Here is a 20,934-nt window from a genome sequence, read left to right on the forward strand (position 1 = left end):
ACCGTGACCAGAACTCCACGCGATCGACCCGAACGGCCCGGTAAACCCGCAGTCCGGATCGGACGCGGGGGCAAGAAGGCTTTGACGCCGGCAGATGACACCGTGATCATTCACGGCGCCGTTCCCCCGCGCGATGTGCTGATGCGCTTCATTTCGGAAAACCCGGACAAGGCGTCGAAACGCGAAATCTACAAGGCTTTCGGCCTGAAGGGTGAAACGCGCATCGAGCTGAAATCCCTTTTGCGCGAGATGGAACAGGACGGGCTTCTGGAAAAGAAGCGCAACTCGCTGGTACGTCCGGGCGCCCTGCCCCCCGTCACCGTTCTCGACATCACCACCCGCGACAAGGATGGCGAACTGATCGGCCGGCCGGCCGAATGGCCGGATGATGCGGGCGTTGCGCCCGCCGTGTCGATCCGTCAATCGAGTGTCGGCCAGTCCAAGGGCAAGATGCCCGTCGGCGGCATTGGCGACCGGGTTCTGGCCAAAATCTTTCCGGCCAAGGATCGCGGTGGCCCGGCCTATACGGCACGCATCATCAAGGTGCTCGACCGCAAGCGCAATAACAACGCAGCGCTGGGTGTCTTTCGCGCCTCGCCGGATGGCGGCGGCCGGATCATGCCGATCGAGAAGCGCGGTGAAGAAATGCAGGTCGATGCCGAGCATCAGGGACCGGCCAAGGACGGCGATCTCGTCGAGGTCGAAATCGTCCGTTCGGGCCGTTTCGGTCTGCCGCGTGCCGCAGTCAAGACCGTTATCGGCTCGGTTGCTACCGAAAAGGCGATCTCGATGATCGCCATTCATGCGCATGGCATTCCCTACATCTTCCCCGAGAGCGTCATCAAGGAAGCGGACGCTGCCGGTCCCGCCACCATGTCGCACCGCGAGGACTGGCGCTCGCTGCCGCTGATCACCATCGATCCTGCCGACGCCAAGGACCATGACGACGCGGTTCATGCCGAGCCCGACCCGTCGCCCGACAATGAAGGCGGTGTCATCGTTACCGTCGCGATCGCCGACGTCTCCTGGTATGTGCGGCCGAAATCGGCGCTCGACCAGGAAGCAGCCAAGCGCGGGAATTCCGTCTATTTTCCCGACCGCGTCGTGCCGATGCTGCCGGAGCGGATTTCCAACGAACTGTGCTCCCTGAAACAGGGTGTAGACCGACCGGCGCTCGCCGTGCGCATGCGGTTTTCCAAGGAAGGCCGCAAGGCCGGCCACACCTTCCATCGCATCATGATGAAGAGCGCTGCCAAGCTCTCCTACAATCAGGCGCAGGCGGCGATCGACGGCAATCCGGACGATCAGACCGGACCGCTGTTGGAGCCGATCCTGAAGCCGCTGTGGAACGCCTATGCGATTTTGACGCGCGGCCGTGAACGGCGTCAGCCGCTTGAGCTCAACATGCCCGAGCGCAAGATCGTACTGAAGCCCGACGGCACCGTCGACCGGGTTTTCGTGCCGGACCGCCTCGATGCCCATAAGCTGATCGAAGAGATGATGATCCAGGCCAACGTGGCGGCGGCCGAGACGCTGGAGATCAAACGCCAGCCGCTGGTCTACCGCGTCCACGACGCGCCGTCGCTCGCCAAGCAGGAAACGCTGCGCGAATTTCTGGCCACGCTCGACCTCTCGCTCGTCAAGGGCGGCAACCTGCGTTCCAACCATTTCAATGGCATCCTGTCGCAGGCCGTGGACAAGCCGTTTGAAACCATGGTCAATGAGATGGTGCTGCGCTCGCAGAGCCAAGCGATCTACAGCCCGGAAAATATCGGCCATTTCGGCCTCAACCTGATGAAATACGCCCATTTCACCTCACCGATCCGCCGCTACGCCGATTTGATCGTGCACCGCGCGCTTGTCGGCACGCTGGGGCTCGGCGAAGGCGGCATCACGCCGGCCGAGGAAGCCGCGCTCAACGATATCGCGGCCGAGATTTCCACGTTCGAGCGGCGGGCGATGGCCGCCGAGCGCGATACGGTCGACCGGCTGATTGCCCATCATCTCAGTGGCCGGGTCAACGAGGAATTCGACGGGCGCATATCCGGTGTGACCAAAGCGGGACTATTTGTCACTCTTCCGGCCTATGGCGCCGACGGGTTCGTACCTATATCTACGCTGGGACGCGATTATTTCATCTATGACGAGGCACATCAGGCCCTTTCTGGCGAAAAAACCGGACTTGGCTATCGTCTTGGCGATCAGATCCGCGTCAAACTGGTGGAAGCTGTGCCGCTTGCCGGCGCGCTCCGCTTCGAGATGATCAGCGAAGGACGCAAGATGCCCACGGCAACGCGCTCCTTCCACAAGTCCGGCCGCCGGGATCGCAGCGGCGCTCGCAAGATGCCGGGAACGCGACCACCGCGCGGCAAGCGATAAAGGATGTGAGGGATTTGCCTTGCATCCGCAGATTGAGGATATGGACATGCAGGCGACTGGCAGCACTCCGGAAACAGTCCGCTTCGAACAGACGCGGGAAGCCGATCGTCCCGTTGGCCGATCGATCAAGCGCGGGCTTTTGAACCAGTGCCCAGCCTGCGGCAGCGGCAAGCTGTTCGGCCGTTTTCTCAAGACCGTGCATGCCTGCTCGTCCTGCGGCGAGCAGCTCGACAAGCATAGCGCCGACGACTTTCCGCCCTATATCGTCGTCACCATCATGGGTCACATCGTACTTGGCGGCTTCATGGCAACCGAAATGATCCTGCCAATGTCGAACTGGGGGCACCTGGCGATCTGGGTGCCGATCACCATCATCGGCTCGCTCGCCATGATGCAGCCCGTAAAGGGCGGCGTCGTCGGCCTGCAATGGGCCTTGAAGATGCATGGCTTCGGCGATCATGACGACCAGCCGGCCGACGTCCTGCCGGTACCGGACCGGGCTGCGTGACGACCAGCAGCGACGGGTCGGTCAACGACACGCCCTCGGATATGGTCAAAACTCGCTCGCCGCGGCCTCGTGAAGCCGCGTCGATCATGCTGCTCGATCGCTCGCAGGACTGCGTGCGCGTTCTCGTCGGCCGGCGCAACAAGGCGCATGTCTTCATGCCCAACCTGCATGTCTTTCCGGGCGGGCGCAGGGACAGGGACGACCACCGGCTCGCCTTTAGCGGCGATATCCATCCAGCCGTACTGGAACGCCTCAAAACCGCTTACAAGCACTCTGCCTCCGAAAGCCGGCTGCGCGCCATCGCGCTCGCCGCCATCCGTGAACTGCACGAAGAGGCGAGCATCGCAGTCGGCACCAAAGACTGCGGAAACACTCTGTTACCCTTCCTTCCCGATCTGACAAACTTGCGCTATATGGCACGGGCGATTACGCCGCCGGGACATCCGCGCCGGTTCGACACCCACTTCTTCGCCCTGTTTACGGACGAGGCGGGCGTCGATCCGGGCGATATCCGCGACAGCCGGGAGCTCGAAGATTTGAGATGGATTGATGTGAACGATGTCTCGGCCGTCCGGTTGCCGGACATTACCGGGATCATCCTTGCGGATTTGAGGGCAAGCCTTCAATCCGACGCATCTCTGCCCTTCGGGAGACCGGTACCGTTCTATTACACGCGTCATGGGCAATTTGTCCGCGACCTCCTTTAGGGAAATTCATTGCATGTCACAGCCGCCGTCCGGCACGCCTGCGCCGGTTGAGGAAATACACTGGCCATCGCTGGTTGCTGCCATCGCCGCCATCTCGGCCGTTGGTATCGCGATCGGCCTCGGTCTGCCGCTGCTCAGCATCATCATGGAAAAGCGCGGCATCTCCTCGACGATGATCGGCCTGAACTCGGCGATGGCAGGTCTTGCGTCGATGGCGGCAGCGACCGTCACGGCGAAGATCGCCCACCGCTTCGGCGTCGCCAATACGATGCTGCTCGCCATTGTCTTTGCCGCGATCAGTGCGCTTGGCTTCTATTATATCGAAAACTTCATACTGTGGTTTCCGCTGCGCGTCGTCTTTCACGGCGCTATTACCGTGCTGTTCGTTCTCTCCGAGTTCTGGATCAACGCGACGGCACCACCAAGCCGCCGCGGGCTCGTTCTCGGCATTTATGGCACTGTCCTGTCGCTCGGCTTTGCAGCCGGCCCCCTGCTCTTCTCCATTCTCGGCAGCGAGGGCATCCTGCCCTTTGCCTTTGGCGCCAGCGTCATTCTTCTGGCCGCCATTCCGATCTTCCTCGCCCGCAACGAAAGCCCGGAACTCGACGAGAAGCCGGAGCTGCATTTCATGCGCTACGTGTTCCTGGTGCCGACCGCCACCGCAGCCGTGTTCATTTTCGGCGCCGTCGAATCGGGTGGCCTGTCGCTCTTTCCGATCTACGGCACCCGCAGCGGGTTCACCGAATCGCAGGCAGCGCTGCTTTTGACCGTCATGGGCATCGGCAACGTGATTTTTCAGATTCCACTGGGCATGCTGTCCGACCGAATGAAAGACCGGCGCAATCTTTTGGCCCTGATGACCGTCGTCGGCTTGATCGGCGCGCTCTGTCTGCCCCTCCTGCAGGGTAACTGGTGGCTGATGGCGATTGTACTGCTGTTCTGGGGCGGAAGCGTCTCCGGCCTTTATACGGTCGGCCTCAGCCATCTCGGCTCGCGCCTCACCGGTGCTGACCTTGCAGCCGCCAATGCGGCCTTCATCTTCTCCTATGCGGTTGGGACGGTTGCTGGACCCCAGGCGATCGGTGCCGCCATGGATATTTCGGGGAATAACGGGTTTGCCTGGGCAATCGCCGGATTCTTCGGGCTTTATGTGCTACTTTCCGTGGCGAGAATCGTTTTCAATCCAAAACGGACTTGACTTTTCGGGCGCGATTTGTAGTTTCGCGCCAAGTTTGCCGGGACCCTTCCTTTGGAAGTCCGCGGCTTTGTTTTTTTTGTAAAGGCAGGACGACCATGGCGAAAGCTGCAAAAATCAAGATCAAGCTGCTGTCGACGGCCGACACAGGTACTTTCTACGTGACCTCGAAGAACAGCCGCACGAAGACGGACAAGATGTCTTTCACCAAGTATGACCCGGTCATACGCAAGCACGTTGAATTCAAGGAAACCAAGATCAAGTAAGATCTGGTTTCCCTTGTGGAATTAAGAAGGCGCCGGCTGAAAAGCATGGCGCCTTTTTCTTGTGGCTCTGCCTGATTTGGCTGCGACAGACAATGCGGCGTTATCGCCGGGGTGTGGCCTAAAACAAAAAACGCCGCCCCCATGACAGGGACGGCGTTTTAATGGGCGTCGGCTGACCGCAACCGCGGCACGAGGAACCGCATTGGTAACGAATCAGCCGACAAACCCCACGACCCAGGAGATGCGGCGGACCTGACATCATGGGGTAACCGATGGGAGTTGTTTTCTCCCTTGCCTAGGAGAATTGACCGAAAATAAAAAAAAATCAATGAATTCTTAACTACGGCGCACGGGAACACCTAGGAATGGTTAATTTGACCATTACCTAATAGACCATCCAGCACTATTTCTGCAGTGAGCCGATCCTCGAAAGATTGCTTTCTAAAACTAGTATTACTTTTTCACATAATGAAAAAATGGCAATGCGAAAAGCCTCATTAAGATAATCGAAATATTTAAATATCTGATTTGTATATTTTATTTCAGAATACTAGAAATCACCCGTTATTTTTCCCGTCTGCATAGCAGAGATTACAGGCGAATCCGACCACCTTTGCGCGACATCTTATCCACAGGCACGTTTTGCGGTTAGCTTATCGCGCATCGGAAGGACGACTATCTTTTTCCTGTGGAAAACACCATCAAAGGCCGGTCTCCTGCTCAAATCAGGCTCAGGCGGCAGCAGCGACCACCTGATTCCGGCCATTGTTCTTGGCCTGATAAAGCGCCATGTCAGCGCGTTTCAGCAGGGCTTCAGCCGTATCTCCTGCTGGATTGAGCGTAGCGATGCCAAGGGAAGCAGTGATCGACAGCGGTGTATTCGTGTTTGGCAAGACAAATGGCCTGTCCTCGACGATTGTCCGCAGGCGCTCGGCAATAGCCGTCGCCGCCTCTGCTGAGGTATCAGGCATGACCACCACAAACTCTTCGCCGCCAAAACGGCAGGCAAGGTCGGCGCCACGCACGGTGGAACGGACCCGGTGCGCAAAATCGCGCAGGACTTCATCTCCGGCGTCATGACCATGGGTATCGTTGACGCTCTTGAAGCGATCGATATCGGTTATGCAGATCGACAACGGCCGGCCACGCGCAATGGCGCGATCCACCAGCAACTTCAGATGATTGTCCAAATAGCGCCGATTGTGCAGGCCGGTGAGGCCATCCGTGACTGCAAGCTCGATGGTCTGCTTGACGCTCGCCCGCAGCCGGTCATTGCAATGCTTGCGGCGGATTTGCGTCAGGCTACGCGCCACCAGTTCATTCGGATCGACAGGCCGCATCAGATAGTCGGTGACGCCGAGATCGAGCGCCCGCACGACCATCTCATCATCCCCTTGCTCCGCGATGATCAGAAGCGGGATATAGCGCGTGCGCTCCAGCGAGCGAAGCTGAGAGCAGAGCCGTAAAGGATCGTAGTCATCGAAATTCGAATTGACGATGACGAGATCGAAGCTGTTTTCCGCAGCCTCGAACAGCGCCGCCTGCGGATCGGACATGGCTGTGACATCGGCGACCGGTTTTAACGCGCGGATGATGCGTTCCTGCGAACTGCCCCTGCCATCAACGAGCAGGACATTGCCGAGTTCGTCTGGCCGATCCGTGGAGGTCAGATCCTGCAGGCCGACATTGTGGGCAGTTTCGGCGCGAAGGCGCAGTTCGTCACTGACATTCTTCAGCCGAACCAGGCTTTTGACGCGCGACATCAGTTGCAGGTCGTTGACCGGCTTGGTCAGAAAATCGTCGGCGCCGGCTTTCAGCCCCCTCACCCGATCCGATGGCTGATCAAGAGCTGTCACCATGACGACGGGAATATGCGCGGTGCGCGGGTTCGACTTCAGCCGCTCGCAGACTTCAAAGCCGTCGATGCCCGGCATCATGATATCAAGCAGGATGAGATCGACCGGCTGCTTCTCGCAGATTGCCAAAGCCTCATAGCCGTCGGCGGCCGTCAGGACGTCAAAATACTCGGCCACAAGACGGGCCTCGAGCAACTTGACGTTGGCCGGGATGTCATCAACGACAAGGATCCGTGCAGTCATGCAATCTTTCCTGCCAATAAGCGCCTGAAACAGAAAGCCGGTTCAACTTTCAATGTCGTTTCACGCGCAAGAATATCGTTGAGGGGCATTCTTGCCGGAAGCCCCTGGCGCTGCATCAGGCATCGCCCAAATAAGTTTTGATCGTCTCAATAAATTTCGGCACCGAGATGGGCTTGGAAACATAGGCCTCGCAGCCCCCCTGCCGTATGCGTTCTTCGTCACCCTTCATCGCAAAGGCCGTAACGGCGATCACCGGGATGACATGCAATTCGTCATCTTCCTTCAGCCACTTGGTCACCTCAAGCCCGGAAACCTCCGGAAGCTGGATGTCCATCAGGATCAGGTCAGGACGATGTTTGCGCGCAAGATCAAGGGCTTCCATACCATTTCGGGTCTGAATCGTGGTGTATCCGGATGCCTCGATCAGGTCACGAAAGAGCTTCATGTTCAGCTCATTGTCTTCAACAATCATAACCTGTTTGGGCATTTTGATCCCTTGATTTGCGGTTCCGGCTTGCATGGCGGTCGCATCGCTATAAGTTGCGGCGCGGTTGGGCTCATCGCCCCGGAAGCTTGAAGCTACAGCGATTTGGTTGAAAAACCGGTAATATTCCGTAGAAAATTGCCCGAATGCAAGAAGGACATCTGGACGTGACCCCATCCGAAGAAACAGCGATTTCTATCCTCGGCTGGCTTGCAAACGAACCGGAACTGCTCGGACGTTTCCTGGCATTGACGGGCACCGATCCATCGTCGCTGCGCCATGCCGCCGCCGACCCCGGTTTCCTTGCCGGCGTCGTCGATTTCCTCATGGGCCATGAGCCGACCCTCATGGACTTCTGCGCGGCGACCGGCACGCGGCCCGAGGATGTGGTTCGGGCGCACCTCATGCTGTCGGGACCGGACAATCCGGGAGATTTCTGACCGTGACGGATACGCTTGATCTCAACCATATCCACTTGGCGGACCGTCCGCTGATCGTCTGCGACATCGATGAAGTGGTGCTTGAATTCCTGACACCGTTTCGCAACTTCCTGCGCGCGTCCGGCCGTGACCTTCTGCCCCGCTCCTTTCGCCTGCACGGCAATGTCGTCAAGCTCGACAGCGGCGAGCCGGAAGCCAATGAGGCGACAAGCGAACTGCTGGAGACATTCTTCCGATTGCAGGACCAATGGCAGACGCCTGCCGATCGCGTTGTCGATACCTTGGCAGCACTTTCCACTGAAGCGGATATCATCTTCCTGACCGCGATGCCGCCACGCCACAGTAGCGTGCGCCGGTCGCTTCTCGATCGCCATGGCTTGCACTATCCTCTGCTTGCCAGCGAAGAGCCCAAGGGACCGATCATCAGGCGCCTGCACGATGCCCGGGATGTGCCGCTGGTCTTCATCGATGATATCCTGCGCAACTTGCAATCTGTCCGGACCCATACGCCGGATTGCCTGCTGATCAACCTGATGGCGAACGCCCAATTCCGTGCCATGGCGCCGGATCCGGGCGACGGTATCGCCAAGGCAGACAGCTGGACGGACGCAGCCACGATCATCCGCACGCATTTCCTGCGCTGAATGCCGGCCGGCAAACCGTTGCTGGGCAAAAAAATCGCTCAAGCTCACCTTTCCTGGGAAGGTCATCAAGATTGCCTTTCCATGCCTTGAGACTCGTCAGCTTAGGGCGTATCGTGAAAATGTTCAACTTTTGTTCTGACCGATGCAAACAGACGCGCAGCAATTTCCAGGGTTTTGCCGAGACTGTCTCACGGGCCAACCAGCCGGCATTCGCCGTTGCCGGGCCTGCGGCAGCCCGCGCCTGCTGTTCCACTCCGAATTGTACCAACTGACGCTCGCCCATATCGACTGCGATGCGTTCTATGCCTCGGTAGAGAAACGCGACAATCCGGACCTTGCCGACAAGCCGGTGATCATCGGCGGCGGCAAGCGCGGCGTCGTCTCGACCGCCTGCTACATCGCCCGCATCCATGGGGTGCGCTCGGCCATGCCGATGTTCAAGGCGCTGGAGGCCTGTCCGCAGGCCATCGTCATCAAGCCGGACATGGAGAAATACGTGCGGGTCGGCCGCCAGGTGCGCACCTTGATGCAGGAGTTGACGCCGCTGGTTCAGCCTCTGTCGATCGACGAGGCATTTCTGGAGCTGAAAGGCACCGAGCGGCTGCATCACGATCCGCCTGCCCGGACACTGGCAAAATTCGCCCGGCGGATCGAACAGGAAATCGGCATTACCGTTTCGGTCGGCCTGTCCTATTGCAAGTTCCTTGCCAAGGTGGCTTCCGACCTGCAGAAGCCACGCGGTTTTTCGGTCATTGGCGCTGCCGAGGCGCTGGATTTCCTGAAAGACAGGTCGGTGACGCTGATCTGGGGGGTCGGCAAGGCCTTTGCGGCAAGCCTGGAGCGCGACGGTATCCGCACCATAGGCCAATTGCAGACAATGGACGAAACCGACCTGATGAAGCGCTACGGCACGATGGGCCAGCGCCTCTATCGGCTATCGCGCGGTCAGGACGAACGCACCGTCGATATCGATGGAGAGGCCAAGAGCGTTTCCTCGGAAACGACATTCAACGACGATCTCTGTGACTATGACGACCTGGTCACGCATCTGCGCCGCCTGAGCGAACAGGTGGCGCACCGGCTGCGCAAGGCCGACATTGCCGGCCAGACCGTCGTGCTCAAGTTGAAGACCGCCGATTTCAAGAGCCGGACGCGCAACCGCCGGCTAGACAGCCCGACCCGGCTTGCCGACCGGATTTTCCGCACCGGCATGCGGCTTCTGGACAAGGAAACCGACGGCACGAAATTCCGCCTTATCGGTATCGGCGTCTCCGACCTCTCCAATCCCGACCTCGCCGATCCGCCCGATCTCGTCGATACGCAGGCGACGCGGCGTGCGGCTGCGGAAGCCGCAATCAATACGTTGCGCGACAAGTTCGGCAAGGCGACGGTGGAGACCGGCTATACGTTCGGCAAGGACCGGCGAAAATAACCGGCTTCACATTCCCGTGTTCCGCTGCGGAACAGCAAAGTTTCCTTAAACCTCTCAAGGTAGGCTGACCTTCTGTTTGTTGCGTCCGGATGTTCCTCATGGTTTTGCGTTTTACATTTGGTCTCGGCGTCGCCTTCGCCTTGTCTGCCAGCGTGGCACTTGCGGGCGAGCAGGCTCCCCTGCAGATCGTCGTTTCCCGGGACCAGCAATCGCTGGTGGTCTATGACGGCAACACAGTCGTCGCCACGTCGAATGTTTCGACGGGCAAAGCCGGCCATTCGACGCCGACCGGCATTTTCTCGATCCTCGAAAAACGCCGGTTCCACAAGTCGAACATCTATTCGAACGCACCGATGCCGTTCATGCAGCGGCTGACCTGGTCGGGCATCGCGCTCCACGCCTCCAATCACGTTCCGAGCTACCCGGCCTCGCATGGCTGCGTACGACTACCGGACGCGTTTGCCAAACAGCTGTTCAAGATGACCGGGCGTGGTGTGCATGTGCTGATCTCGGACCGCCAGCTGACGCCGGTTGCGATCTCCGATCCGTTCCTGTTCCAGCCGAAAGAGAAAGAACCGGAATTGCTGTCCGACGCGACGTTGCGGCCAAGTGTTTCACAGATCCCCACCCAATCCGTCGAAGTTGCAACGATAGAGCCCGCACCGGAAAAACCGGCTGCCGTCGAGACGGAAAAGCTGCCGCCGATCCGGATGCTGATCACCCATCGCGGCACACGCGAAATCACCATGGATATCCAGAGCCTGCTCAACGCGCTTGGTTATGCCGCCGGACTTGCCGATGGATACGCGGGCATGCAGACCACCGATGCCATCAAGGCATTCCAGACTGCGGAAAAGCTCCCCGTCGATGGCAAGCCGACGCCTGCCTTCATCGAAGCGCTCTACGCTAGGGCAGGCAAGGGCAAGCCGCCGAACGGCCAGCTTCTCGTTCGCCGCGATTTCGAGCCGCTGTTCGAAACGCCTGTGCTGATCGACAGGCCAGAGATCGCACTCGGCACGCACTTCTTCCAGTTCCAGGATATCGATGCCACCACCGGCAAGGGCGAATGGTTCGCCATGACGCTCGACAACACACCATCAGGGCCGATGAAGAAACGCCTTGGAATCACCGCCGAAGAAGACCCGGCGGCATTCAATGCCGCTGAACGGACGCTGGACCGCATCACGGTGCCGGACGAGACGCGCCAGCGGATCGAGGAGCTGCTCGCCGAAGGCTCGTCGCTGACCATCTCGGACATGGGGCTCGGCCAAGAAACCGGCGCCGGCACGGACTTCGTGACGGTCACCCGTACCCGATCAAAGTCCTGACGGTCCGCCGCTATACCAGCTCGACATCGAGGACACCGGGCGCTGTCCTCAGCGCCGCCGCGATCTCAGGCGAGATGCGATACCGCTCGTTCAGCTCCACCTCGATCTCGCGCTGGCCGTTGTCCTTGATAACGATGAACGACACCAAACCATCGCCGCGCGTATTCAGATGCGTCGCGACCGAGCGTAACGGGCCGCTATCGCGGACATAGACGCGCAGCGCCTTCTGCATCTGCAGCGACCGTTCCTCCAGCGACTGGAGTGTCTGGATGCGCATGCCGATACCCTCCGGCCGCTCTTCGGCCTGCACCGTCATGACCAGCGATTTTCCGGGCTCCAAAAGGTCGCGGTACTGGTTGAGCGCCTCCGAGAACAACACGGCCTCGAACTGGCCGGTCGAATCGGAAAAGGCGATGATGCCCATCTTGTTGCCGGTGCGGGTCTTGCGCTCCTGCTTGGATGTGACCGTCCCGGCTAGACGCCCGGCGGCAGCTCCCTTTTTCACCGATGCAGCGAAATCGGCAAAGGTCTGGACGCGGATCTTGTTCAGCAGCTCATTGTAGGTATCGAGCGGATGGGCAGACAGATAGAAGCCCAGAACCTGGAATTCGCGGTGCAGCTTTTCCGACGCCAACCAAGGCGAATAGGGCGGCAGGTTGATCTTTTCCGGACCGGTCGCCGCGCCTGCGCCAAACATGTCGCTCTGGCCGCTGATCTTGTTGGCCTGGGCAATCTGCGCAAAGCCGAGAATACGGTCGAGGCCACCCACCAGTTCGGCCCGGTCATACCCAAAGCAATCGAAGGCACCCGCGCAGATCAGGCTGTCGAACACCCGCCTGTTCAAAAGCTTCGGATCGATCCGGAGGCAGAAATCCTCAAGATCTGCGAAAGGCTCATCACCGCGCACCTCAACGATATGATCGACAGCCGCTTCGCCGACGCCCTTGATGGCCGAGAGCGAATAGTAGATGCGGTTGTCGCCGGTCTCGAAACGGCGGAACGAGGTCTGCACCGACGGCGGGATGACCTCGATACCGAGCCGGTTGGCGTCCTGGCGGAAGTCGTTGATCTTGTCGGTATTCGACATGTCAAGCGTCATCGACGCGGCGAGGAACTCGACCGGGAAATGCGCCTTCAGATAGGCCGTCTGATAGGAAACGATGGCATAAGCCGCAGCGTGCGACTTGTTGAAGCCGTAATTGGCGAACTTGGCAAGCAAGTCGAAGATCAGGTCGGACTGCGGCTTCGAGACGCCGTTATCGACGGCACCCGTGACGAAACGGGCGCGCTGCTTGTCCATTTCCTCCTTGATCTTCTTACCCATGGCGCGGCGCAGAAGGTCGGCTTCGCCGAGCGAATAGCCCGACAGCACCTGGGCGATCTGCATCACCTGTTCCTGGTAGACGATAACGCCCTGGGTTTCCTTGAGCAGGTAATCGATCTTCGGATGGATCGATTCGATCTCTTCTTCGCCATGCTTGCGGGCATTGTAGACGGGAATGTTTTCCATCGGGCCTGGGCGATACAGCGCCACCAGCGCGATGATGTCCTCAATGCAGTCCGGCCGCATGCCGATCAGCGCCTTGCGCATGCCAGCACTTTCCACCTGGAACACGCCGACCGTGTCGCCCTTGGACAGCATCTCATAGGTCTTCTGGTCATCGAGCGGCAACGCCTCGAGCTTGACCTCGATATCGCGCTTCTTGATGAAATCGACGGCGACCTTCAATACCGTCAGCGTCTTCAGGCCAAGGAAGTCGAACTTGACGAGACCGGCCTGCTCGACCCATTTCATGTTGAACTGGGTGACCGGCATGTCGGAGCGCGGATCGCGGTACATCGGCACCAGCTGCGACAGCGGCCGGTCGCCGATGACAATACCGGCGGCGTGGGTCGAGGCGTGGCGATAAAGACCCTCGATCTTCTGGGCGATATCGAGCAGACGGCCGATCACCGGCTCCTTGTCGACCTCTTCCTGAAAGCGCGGCTCCTCCTCGATCGCCTTGGCGAGCGTGGTTGGATTGGCCGGATTGTTCGGCACCATCTTGCAGATCTTGTCGACCTGGCCATAGGGCATCTCAAGCACACGCCCGACGTCGCGCAAGGCGGCGCGCGCCTGCAGCGATCCGAAGGTGATGATCTGCGCCACCTGCTCGCGGCCATATTTGCGCTGGACGTAGCGGATCACCTCTTCGCGCCGGTCCTGGCAGAAGTCGATGTCGAAGTCGGGCATCGAGACGCGGTCCGGGTTAAGGAAACGTTCGAACAGCAGCGAGAAGCGCAAGGGATCGACGTCGGTGATGGTCAGCGCATAGGCAACCAGCGAGCCCGCACCCGAACCACGGCCCGGGCCGACTGGAATATCCTGAAGCTTCGCCCATTTGATGAAGTCGGCAACGATCAGGAAGTAACCCGGAAACTTCATCTTCTCGATGACGGAGAGCTCGAAATCGAGCCGCTCGCGATAATCGGTATCGCTATAGCCTGGCGACATGCCGAGCATTCGCAGTCGTTCGTCGAGACCCTCGACAGCCTGACGGCGCAATTCGATCTCCTCGGCGCGCTCGGCTTCCTTCGGATCATCCGATGCACCGGTGAAGCGCGGCAGGATCGGAGCGCGGGTCTTCAGGACGAAGGAACAGCGCCGGGCGACCTCGATAGTGTTTTCCAGAGCCTCCGGCAGGTCGGCAAACAGAGCCGCCATGTCCTTGCGGCTCTTCAGATAATGATCCGGCGTCAGGCGAAAGCGCGTGTCATCCGAAACCATCGCATTGTGCGCCACCGCCATCAGTGCGTCATGCGCCTCGAATTCGGCGGGCGACGGGAAGAACGGCTCATTGGTCGCCACGATCGGCAATTCGAGCTTATAGGCAAGATCGACGACCCGGTTTTCATGGCGGCGGTCATATTTGCCGTGGCGCTGAAGCTCGACATAAAGACGATCGCCAAACACCGCGGCAAGGGTCTTCAGCCGCGTTTCCGCTAGCGCATGGTGACCCGACTTCAAGGCCATATCCACCGGCCCGCCCGAGGCGCCGGTCAGAGCAATCAAGCCTTCCGCTCCGCCTTCCTGCAGCCAGGACAGCGCAATGCGAACCGACTGGTTTCCTTCGCCGCCGAGATAGGCCCGGCTGACGATATCGACGAGCCGGACATAGCCGGCATCCGTCGCCGCAATCAGAACGATGGCCGGCAGCTTGGCCAGATGCTGTGCGTGGCCACGTTTCTCGCCCTCGCCTTCATCCTCCATGTCGATCGACAGCTGGCAGCCGATCAAAGGCTGCAGACCATCGTCCATGCATTTCTGCGAGAATTCGAGCGCTGCAAACAGGTTGTTGGTATCGGCAATGCCGATAGCCGGCTGGCCGTCGGCAACAGCCTTGCCGATGATCTTCTTGATCGGCAAAGCCCCTTCGAGCAGCGAAAAGGCGGAATGAACCCGAAGATGAACGAACTGGGGAGACGCGCCGCCCTCGGCGGAACTATCCTGCCGCTTGCCGTTTACCGCATCTGCCATGGCACACCCCGATTCCCGTGAAGGCATCAGGATATCCCGTTTCCATCCGCAGATGTCCAGTTTTCATCTGCCATGCGGCAGCAATTTCAAACTTGATCCATCTTGTCCACAGCCGGGCACTCTTCCATTTCCGCACGACGGCGAATGCGCGGAATGGCGGTGGCTGACGCCGGTTTTACATCCCTATGACGATGATCGAAAAGCTGGCGATGAACATGGCGATGGAGGTCAAAGCGGCGAGATCACGAATGAAGTCAGTCATTGGTCGGCTCCCTTTTCCGTTATGTTCTTATAATGTTCTATTTATGTTCGTGCGTCAAGCAGCAACTGCAAATCTTCGGCCAGCGAGGAACGGAGATGGTAAACACTTTGCAACCGGCCTTTCCGGCAATGGCCTCGGCATCTGGACGCCGGCCGGGCGGCCGATTAGTCTGCGTCCCAAATGCAAATCAGGGAATGATTGATGAAGATGTCACTGGCCGTCATGACGGCATTCCTGGGCCTGACTGCCACCACAGCGCAGGCGGCAGAGACCATCGATCCGGGTCGCATCGTCGTTGCTGCGACAGGCGATTGGGACAAGGACGGCAGTTCAGACCTTGCCATGCTGGTGGCACCGGTTGAGGGCACCGATGAAGATCACGCGGTCTACATCTATCTCAATGACGGCGACACCGACCGGCTGAAATTGAAGACTGTCGTGCCGAACAAGGTCTGGGGAGATCTAACCATGGCCGGGCGGGCGCCATCGATCACCGCGCTTGAGAACGGCTCGATCCTGATAACCACCCACAATGATAGCGTCGGCCGCGATCGCTGGGAACAGAAGCTGACGGTCGCCTATCGCAACTTCGACTTCGTCGTGGCGGGATATACCTATACGTCCTACGACACGCTCGACCCCGACAACACGGCAGAATGCGATCTCAATGTACTGACTGGCAAAGGAAAGAGCAGCGGCAAGCCCGTCGCCACCAAGGGCGAAATCGTGCTGCTGAAGGATTGGTCCGACGATCGCGGGCAAACGGTCTGCGGTATCGAGTAGATATCAGCCGCCCCGCCCCGATCGAAGCGGAGGCTGTGAGAGACAGCCTTAAAGCTCGACGACCTTGCCGTCTTCGATGGTGACGCGGCGGTCCATGCGCGCGGCCAGTTCGTAATTGTGCGTGGCGATCATCGCCGCAAGGCCCGACTGGCGCACCAATGCTTCCAAAGCTTCGAAGACATAGCCAGCGGTTTCCGGGTCGAGGTTGCCGGTCGGCTCGTCGGCCAGGAGCACCAGCGGCGCATTGGCGACGGCACGGGCAATGGCGACGCGCTGCTGCTCGCCACCGGACAGCTCCGATGGACGATGTTCGGCGCGGTGGCCGATGCGCATGTAATCCAGAAGCGCGGCCGCCCGTTCGCGGGACTCCGCCTTGTTGAGGCCGGCGATCAGCTGCGGCATCATGATGTTTTCGATTGCCGTGAATTCCGGCAGCAGATGATGGGCCTGATAGACAAAGCCGATCTCGTTGCGCCGGATCGCCGTGCGCCGCTCGTCACTAAGCGCACCGCAGGATTGGCCGTTGACCAGCACTTCGCCGGCATCCGGGCGCTCCAGCAGTCCAGCCAGGTGCAAAAGCGTCGATTTGCCAGTGCCTGACGGGGCAACAAGCGCAACGGTCTGTCCGCCATGAAGCGAAAAGTCCGCACCCTTGAGGATCGACAGGGTTTCCTCGCCCTGGCTGAAATGACGTTCGACGCCGGAAAGCTGCAATGCCACGCGCGCATTCATCGTGTCTGTAATCCCTCGTTATTCGTAGCGCAGAGCCTGAACCGGATCGAGGCGCGATGCGCGCCAGGCCGGAAAGATCGTGGCAAGAAAGGACAGGCCGATAGCCATGACGACGACCGATGTGGTCTCGCCGAGGTTCATATCGGCCGGAAGCTGGCTTAGGAAATAGAGTTCGGGATTGAACAGTGTCGTGCCCGAAATCCAGGAAAAGAACTGGCGGATCGACTCGATGTTGAGGCAGACCAAAACACCCAGAAGCACGCCTGCGATCGTACCGACAATGCCGATCGCCGCCCCTGTCATGAAGAATATCCGCATGATTGCGCCTGACGAGGCGCCCATGGTGCGCAAAATGGCGATATCGCGGCCCTTGTCCTTCACCAGCATGATCAGGCCGGAGACGATGTTCAGCGCCGCCACCAGAATGATCAGCGTCAGGATCATGAACATGACGTTGCGCTCGACCTGAAGGGCGGAGAAGAAGGTCTTGTTGCGATCACGCCAGTCGCTGATCAGCACCTGACGGCCGGCCGCATCCTCGATCGGCTGGCGCAGGTCATCGACCAGATCCGGGTCGGTGACGAACAGCTCGATAGACTGGGCAATGCCCTCGGCGTTGAAATAGAGCTGGGCTTCTTCCAGCGGCATGAAGATGATCGAGGCGTCATATTCGGACATGCCGATCTCGAAGATAGCCGAGACGGTATAGGATTTGACGCGCGGGTTGACGCCCATCGGCGTGATGTCGCCTTCCGGAGCCACCAGCGTGATCGTGCCGCCGGCGGTGATGCCGAGCTGCTGGGCCATGCGCGAACCGATCGCAACGCCTGTTCCAGCGGCGTAACCGACGAGATCGCCGGACTGGATGTGATCGGAAATCGACTTCATCTTGGCGAGATCGTCAGCGCGCACGCCGCGCACCAGCGCGCCGGTCCCGGCGCCGTCCGGACCGGAGGCGAGCGTCTGCCCCTCGATCATCGGGATCGCCATGGTGATGCCCTTGACGCCGGAAAACTTGGTCGCCAAGTCGGCATAGTTATCCAGCGGGCCATCCAGCGGCTGGACGATCATGTGACCGTTGATGCCGAGAATGCGCGAGATCAGCTCGGTGCGAAAACCGTTCATGACAGCCATGACGATGATCAGCGTTGCCACACCGAGCATGATGCCGATGAAGGAAAAGCCGGCGATCACCGAAATGAACGCTTCCTTGCGGCGCGAGCGCAGATAGCGCCAGGCCACCATGCGCTCGAATGTGGAAAACGGACGGCTCGACGGCGCCTGAGCAGTCGTTGCCTTTTCCTGTTCTAGCGTCGCAGCGCTCATTCCTTGGTCCCTTATTTCGAGGCGGTCAGCTTGTTGATGGCAGCCTCGATCGTCAATGTTTCGCGGGCGCCGGTCTTGCGGTCCTTGAGTTCGACCTCGCCACTGGCGACCGAACGCGGACCGGCAATGATCTGCACGGGCACGCCGATCAGGTCGGCGGTGGCAAACTTGGTGCCGGCGCGGTCGTCCTTGTCGTCGTACAGTGTGTCGAGTCCTGCGTTGTTGAGCGCAGCATAGAGGGTTTCGCACGCCGCGTCGCAGGCTTCGTCGCCGGATTTCATGTTGATCACAACGGCATCGAACGGCGCGATCGAGGCCGGCCAGATGATGCCGTTCTCATCATGCGACGCTTCGATGATGGCGGGAACCAGACGGGTCGGGCCGATGCCGTAGGAGCCCATGTGCACCGTGTGCTCCTTGCCGTCGGGGCCTTGAACCTTGGCACCCATGACTTCGGAATACTTGGTGCCGAAATAGAAGATGTGGCCGACCTCGATGCCGCGCGCCGAAACCTTCGAGGCATCGTCGATGGCGTTGAATGCAGCCTCGTCGTGCATCTCCGAGGTGGCGGCATAGAGCGACGTCCACTTGTCGAAGATTGCCTTCATCGCTGCCGCGTCCCAGAAATCGATATCGTCGGCTGGGATGTCGAAATCGAGGAAGTGCTTGTGGCAGAAGACTTCCGATTCACCGGTATCGGCGAGGATGATGAACTCATGGCTGAGATCGCCGCCGATCGGACCGGTATCGGCCCGCATCGGAATGGCGCGCAGGCCAAGCCGGGCGAAGGTGCGCAGATAGGCGGCAAACATGCGGTTGTAGCTGTCCACAGCACCTTCGCGGTTGAGATCGAAGGAATAGGCATCCTTCATCAGGAATTCGCGGGAACGCATAGTGCCGAAACGCGGACGGCGTTCGTCACGGAATTTGAGCTGGATATGATAGAGATTGAGCGGCAGGTCCTTGTAGGACTTGACGTAGGAGCGGAACACGTCCGTGATCATCTCCTCGTTGGTCGGTCCATACAGCATGTCGCGCTTGTTGCGATCCTTGATCCGCAGCATCTCGTCGCCATAGGCGTCGTAACGGCCGCTTTCCTGCCAGAGTTCCGCCGATTGCAGCGTCGGCATCAAAAGCTCGACTGCGCCGGCGCGGTTCTGTTCTTCACGGATGATCCTGGTCACCTTGTCGAGAACCCGCTTGCCGAGCGGCAGCCATGTATAGATGCCTGCCGACTGCTGGCGCACCATGCCGGCACGCAGCATCAGCCGGTGCGAGACAATTTCCGCTTCCTTCGGGGTTTCCTTCAGAATGGGCATGAAAAAGCGGGACAGGCGCATGAACGGGTTCCAGAAGTTAAAAGCACTTCGCACTATCGTTTGAATCGGGCGAAATAACGTTGAGCCTGCAGGCCGCGCACGCGTCAAGCGCGCAAACCGGACACTGCCGTTTGACTGTTTGCCGCGACGATCCGGCCAGCTGATTCCAGAAGGGGATGCACCGCGCTCACGCGTTCATAGACGCTTCGCGGCAGGAAGAAAACCCGTCATCTTCTTTGGTATGACCGGTGAAGGAGCGGTGGATTTCAAGGCTCGGAAAAACAAAAATACCTGCGGCAAAAAGGCACGGTAGTAACAGGATTTTGACAGAAGTTGTCAACGGAAAAATTTTACTAGAGTGTAGCAAAAATGCAAAAAAAATTGATGACAACGCATAATGTTTGGGCTAGTTTTGGCCCACAAAAGAGGCAGGGAGATTAAATTCTTGTCGATTTCGCGGTCAAGTCTTGGGAGGATAAGATCTTAGGCGCGTTTACACGCAGCCACCGGTAACGGATAAGGATCACGCGATACTTTAAAGAGCAAGGCTTCTAGCCTTGTTTTTTTTTGACTTTTATAATGGGCACAGCTGCAGAAAAGCTATCACCGCCTGAATTGCGGCAATTCTGTGGCACTTATGTTCGCTTGCAGGTCCCGCAGCCGGTAAGCCGCCGCTATCGCAGCCGCGGCAACGCCGATCCTTCCCTCAATAGAACTTCGGAGAAAACTGCGGGATGGAGTCCAGGCCGTAGCCCATACGGACCGAAAGGACGTACCATGTGGCATGGATCACGGCGGCGAGCACCGAGGTTATCAGAAAGACCCGAAGTGCGCGGAAACGCGCGGGCGCACTTTCGACGCTGCCCGGCACGACCTCGTTCTCTTCGGCCTGTGTCCGCAAGCCGATCGGCAGGACGATGAACAGCGCCAACCACCAGATGATGAAGTAGATCGCGAAGGTGGAAAAGATCGGCATTATGGTCTCTCATTACGAAGGGAGATGGATGTCTCGCCTCTTGGCATGGCACGCTGGAGCGACGTTATAGCGCTTTCGCCTCTGTCCGACAAATACTGCGCCCGATAAATAACGGCGCGCGGTCTTCTGTCACACCTGCTCGAGTTCGATCAGCGTGCCGAAGAAATCCTTCGGATGGAGAAACAGGACGGGCTTGCCATGCGCACCGGTCTTCGGGTTGCCATCGCCAAGCACCCTGCCCCCGGCCGCAACCAGACTGTCGCGCGCGGCAAGGATGTCTTCGACCTCGTAGCAGATATGGTGCATGCCGCCGGCGGGATTTTTTGCAAGGAAAGCCGCGATCGGCGACGCCGTCCCAAGCGGCTCAAGAAGCTCGACCTTGGTATTTTCAAGTGTGACAAACACGACGGTGACACCGTGTTCCGGCAGCGCCTCCGGCGAGGTCACCGAGGCGCCGAGCATCGACCGATATCGCTCCACCGCTTCGGCAAGATCCGGAACGGCAAGAGCGATATGGTTGACACGTCCAAGCATTGG

The 20,934-nt window shown here is 59.4% G+C and carries 19 protein-coding genes; 11 read left to right on the forward strand and 8 right to left on the reverse strand.

Annotation, left to right across the window (positions count from 1 at the left end; all coding sequences use genetic code 11):
• Nucleotides 1-3 precede the first annotated feature (3 nt).
• The 5 genes from rnr to rpmG all read left to right on the forward strand — a co-directional run bounded on the left by rnr (nt 4) and on the right by rpmG (nt 5,055).
• Nucleotides 4-2,379 (forward strand): ribonuclease R, encoded by a 2,376-nt coding sequence (gene rnr, locus ACP7E0_RS03790; RefSeq protein WP_426123093.1) that lies wholly within the window; start codon nt 4-6, stop codon nt 2,377-2,379.
• A gap of 46 nt (nt 2,380-2,425) precedes the next feature.
• The gene (locus ACP7E0_RS03795; RefSeq protein ID WP_426123094.1) at nt 2,426-2,887 is read left to right on the forward strand and encodes a DUF983 domain-containing protein; all 462 of its coding nucleotides are present in this window, start codon (nt 2,426-2,428) and stop codon (nt 2,885-2,887) included.
• A 41-nt stretch (nt 2,888-2,928) separates the two neighbouring features.
• The gene (locus tag ACP7E0_RS03800; RefSeq protein WP_426123593.1) at nt 2,929-3,594 is read left to right on the forward strand and encodes an NUDIX hydrolase; all 666 of its coding nucleotides are present in this window, start codon (nt 2,929-2,931) and stop codon (nt 3,592-3,594) included.
• A gap of 13 nt (nt 3,595-3,607) precedes the next feature.
• Entirely contained in the window at nt 3,608-4,792 is a 1,185-nt protein-coding gene (locus ACP7E0_RS03805) for an MFS transporter (RefSeq protein WP_426123095.1), read from the forward strand.
• Between the two features lie 95 nt (nt 4,793-4,887).
• Nucleotides 4,888-5,055, forward strand: a complete 168-nt coding sequence (gene rpmG, locus ACP7E0_RS03810; RefSeq protein WP_113314447.1) for a 50S ribosomal protein L33 — start codon at nt 4,888-4,890, stop codon at nt 5,053-5,055.
• 731 nt (nt 5,056-5,786) lie between these two features.
• Here the strand turns inward: rpmG and ACP7E0_RS03815 are convergent.
• Together ACP7E0_RS03815 and ACP7E0_RS03820 are read right to left on the reverse strand one after the other, a co-directional pair.
• The gene (locus ACP7E0_RS03815; protein WP_426123097.1) at nt 5,787-7,154 is read right to left on the reverse strand and encodes a PleD family two-component system response regulator; all 1,368 of its coding nucleotides are present in this window, start codon (nt 7,152-7,154) and stop codon (nt 5,787-5,789) included.
• Between the two features lie 115 nt (nt 7,155-7,269).
• Entirely contained in the window at nt 7,270-7,641 is a 372-nt protein-coding gene (locus tag ACP7E0_RS03820) for a response regulator (RefSeq protein WP_003547430.1), read from the reverse strand.
• A gap of 143 nt (nt 7,642-7,784) precedes the next feature.
• Here ACP7E0_RS03820 and ACP7E0_RS03825 point away from each other — a divergent pair, with 143 nt between their 5' ends.
• From ACP7E0_RS03825 to ACP7E0_RS03840, 4 genes are all read left to right on the forward strand, one after another.
• Nucleotides 7,785-8,078 carry a DUF3572 domain-containing protein gene (locus ACP7E0_RS03825; RefSeq protein WP_426123098.1) on the forward strand — a complete coding sequence of 98 codons (294 nt, stop codon included), beginning with the start codon at nt 7,785-7,787 and terminating at the stop codon, nt 8,076-8,078.
• On the forward strand, nt 8,075-8,722 hold the full coding sequence (locus tag ACP7E0_RS03830) for a hypothetical protein (RefSeq protein WP_426123597.1): 648 nt from the start codon (nt 8,075-8,077) through the stop codon (nt 8,720-8,722). Before ACP7E0_RS03825 ends, ACP7E0_RS03830 begins: the two co-directional genes overlap by 4 nt.
• A 142-nt stretch (nt 8,723-8,864) precedes the next feature.
• Nucleotides 8,865-10,154 carry a DNA polymerase IV gene (locus ACP7E0_RS03835; protein WP_426123099.1) on the forward strand — a complete coding sequence of 430 codons (1,290 nt, stop codon included), beginning with the start codon at nt 8,865-8,867 and terminating at the stop codon, nt 10,152-10,154.
• A gap of 104 nt (nt 10,155-10,258) precedes the next feature.
• Nucleotides 10,259-11,482, forward strand: a complete 1,224-nt coding sequence (locus tag ACP7E0_RS03840) for a L,D-transpeptidase family protein (protein WP_426123598.1) — start codon at nt 10,259-10,261, stop codon at nt 11,480-11,482.
• Between the two features lie 10 nt (nt 11,483-11,492).
• Here ACP7E0_RS03840 and dnaE read toward each other — a convergent pair whose 3' ends face one another.
• Nucleotides 11,493-14,999, reverse strand: a complete 3,507-nt coding sequence (gene dnaE, locus ACP7E0_RS03845; RefSeq protein ID WP_426123100.1) for a DNA polymerase III subunit alpha — start codon at nt 14,997-14,999, stop codon at nt 11,493-11,495.
• Here dnaE and ACP7E0_RS03850 point away from each other — a divergent pair.
• Entirely contained in the window at nt 14,998-15,294 is a 297-nt protein-coding gene (locus tag ACP7E0_RS03850; protein WP_426123102.1) for a hypothetical protein, read from the forward strand. The genes dnaE and ACP7E0_RS03850 overlap by 2 nt on opposite strands.
• 168 nt (nt 15,295-15,462) lie before the next feature.
• A complete protein-coding gene (locus ACP7E0_RS03855; RefSeq protein ID WP_426123103.1) occupies nt 15,463-16,044 on the forward strand; it encodes a hypothetical protein in 582 nt (193 codons plus the stop codon).
• Nucleotides 16,045-16,092: 48 nt separating this feature from the next.
• Here the strand turns inward: ACP7E0_RS03855 and ACP7E0_RS03860 are convergent, their stop codons facing one another.
• From ACP7E0_RS03860 to mce, 5 genes are all read right to left on the reverse strand, one after another.
• Complete coding sequence (locus ACP7E0_RS03860; RefSeq protein ID WP_426123104.1) at nt 16,093-16,776, reverse strand: ABC transporter ATP-binding protein; 684 nt, start codon at nt 16,774-16,776, stop codon at nt 16,093-16,095.
• 18 nt (nt 16,777-16,794) lie between these two features.
• Nucleotides 16,795-18,102, reverse strand: a complete 1,308-nt coding sequence (locus ACP7E0_RS03865) for a lipoprotein-releasing ABC transporter permease subunit (protein WP_426123106.1) — start codon at nt 18,100-18,102, stop codon at nt 16,795-16,797.
• Between the two features lie 11 nt (nt 18,103-18,113).
• Entirely contained in the window at nt 18,114-19,442 is a 1,329-nt protein-coding gene (proS, locus tag ACP7E0_RS03870) for a proline--tRNA ligase (protein ID WP_426123107.1), read from the reverse strand.
• A gap of 685 nt (nt 19,443-20,127) precedes the next feature.
• On the reverse strand, nt 20,128-20,397 hold the full coding sequence (locus tag ACP7E0_RS03875; RefSeq protein ID WP_426123108.1) for a DUF1467 family protein: 270 nt from the start codon (nt 20,395-20,397) through the stop codon (nt 20,128-20,130).
• Between the two features lie 129 nt (nt 20,398-20,526).
• Nucleotides 20,527-20,931 carry a methylmalonyl-CoA epimerase gene (mce, locus tag ACP7E0_RS03880; RefSeq protein ID WP_426123109.1) on the reverse strand — a complete coding sequence of 135 codons (405 nt, stop codon included), beginning with the start codon at nt 20,929-20,931 and terminating at the stop codon, nt 20,527-20,529.
• Between the last annotated feature and the right edge of the window lie 3 nt (nt 20,932-20,934).

The sequence above is a fragment of the Pararhizobium sp. PWRC1-1 genome, assembly GCF_049897905.1.
In the GTDB taxonomy this organism is placed as follows: domain Bacteria; phylum Pseudomonadota; class Alphaproteobacteria; order Rhizobiales; family Rhizobiaceae; genus Pararhizobium.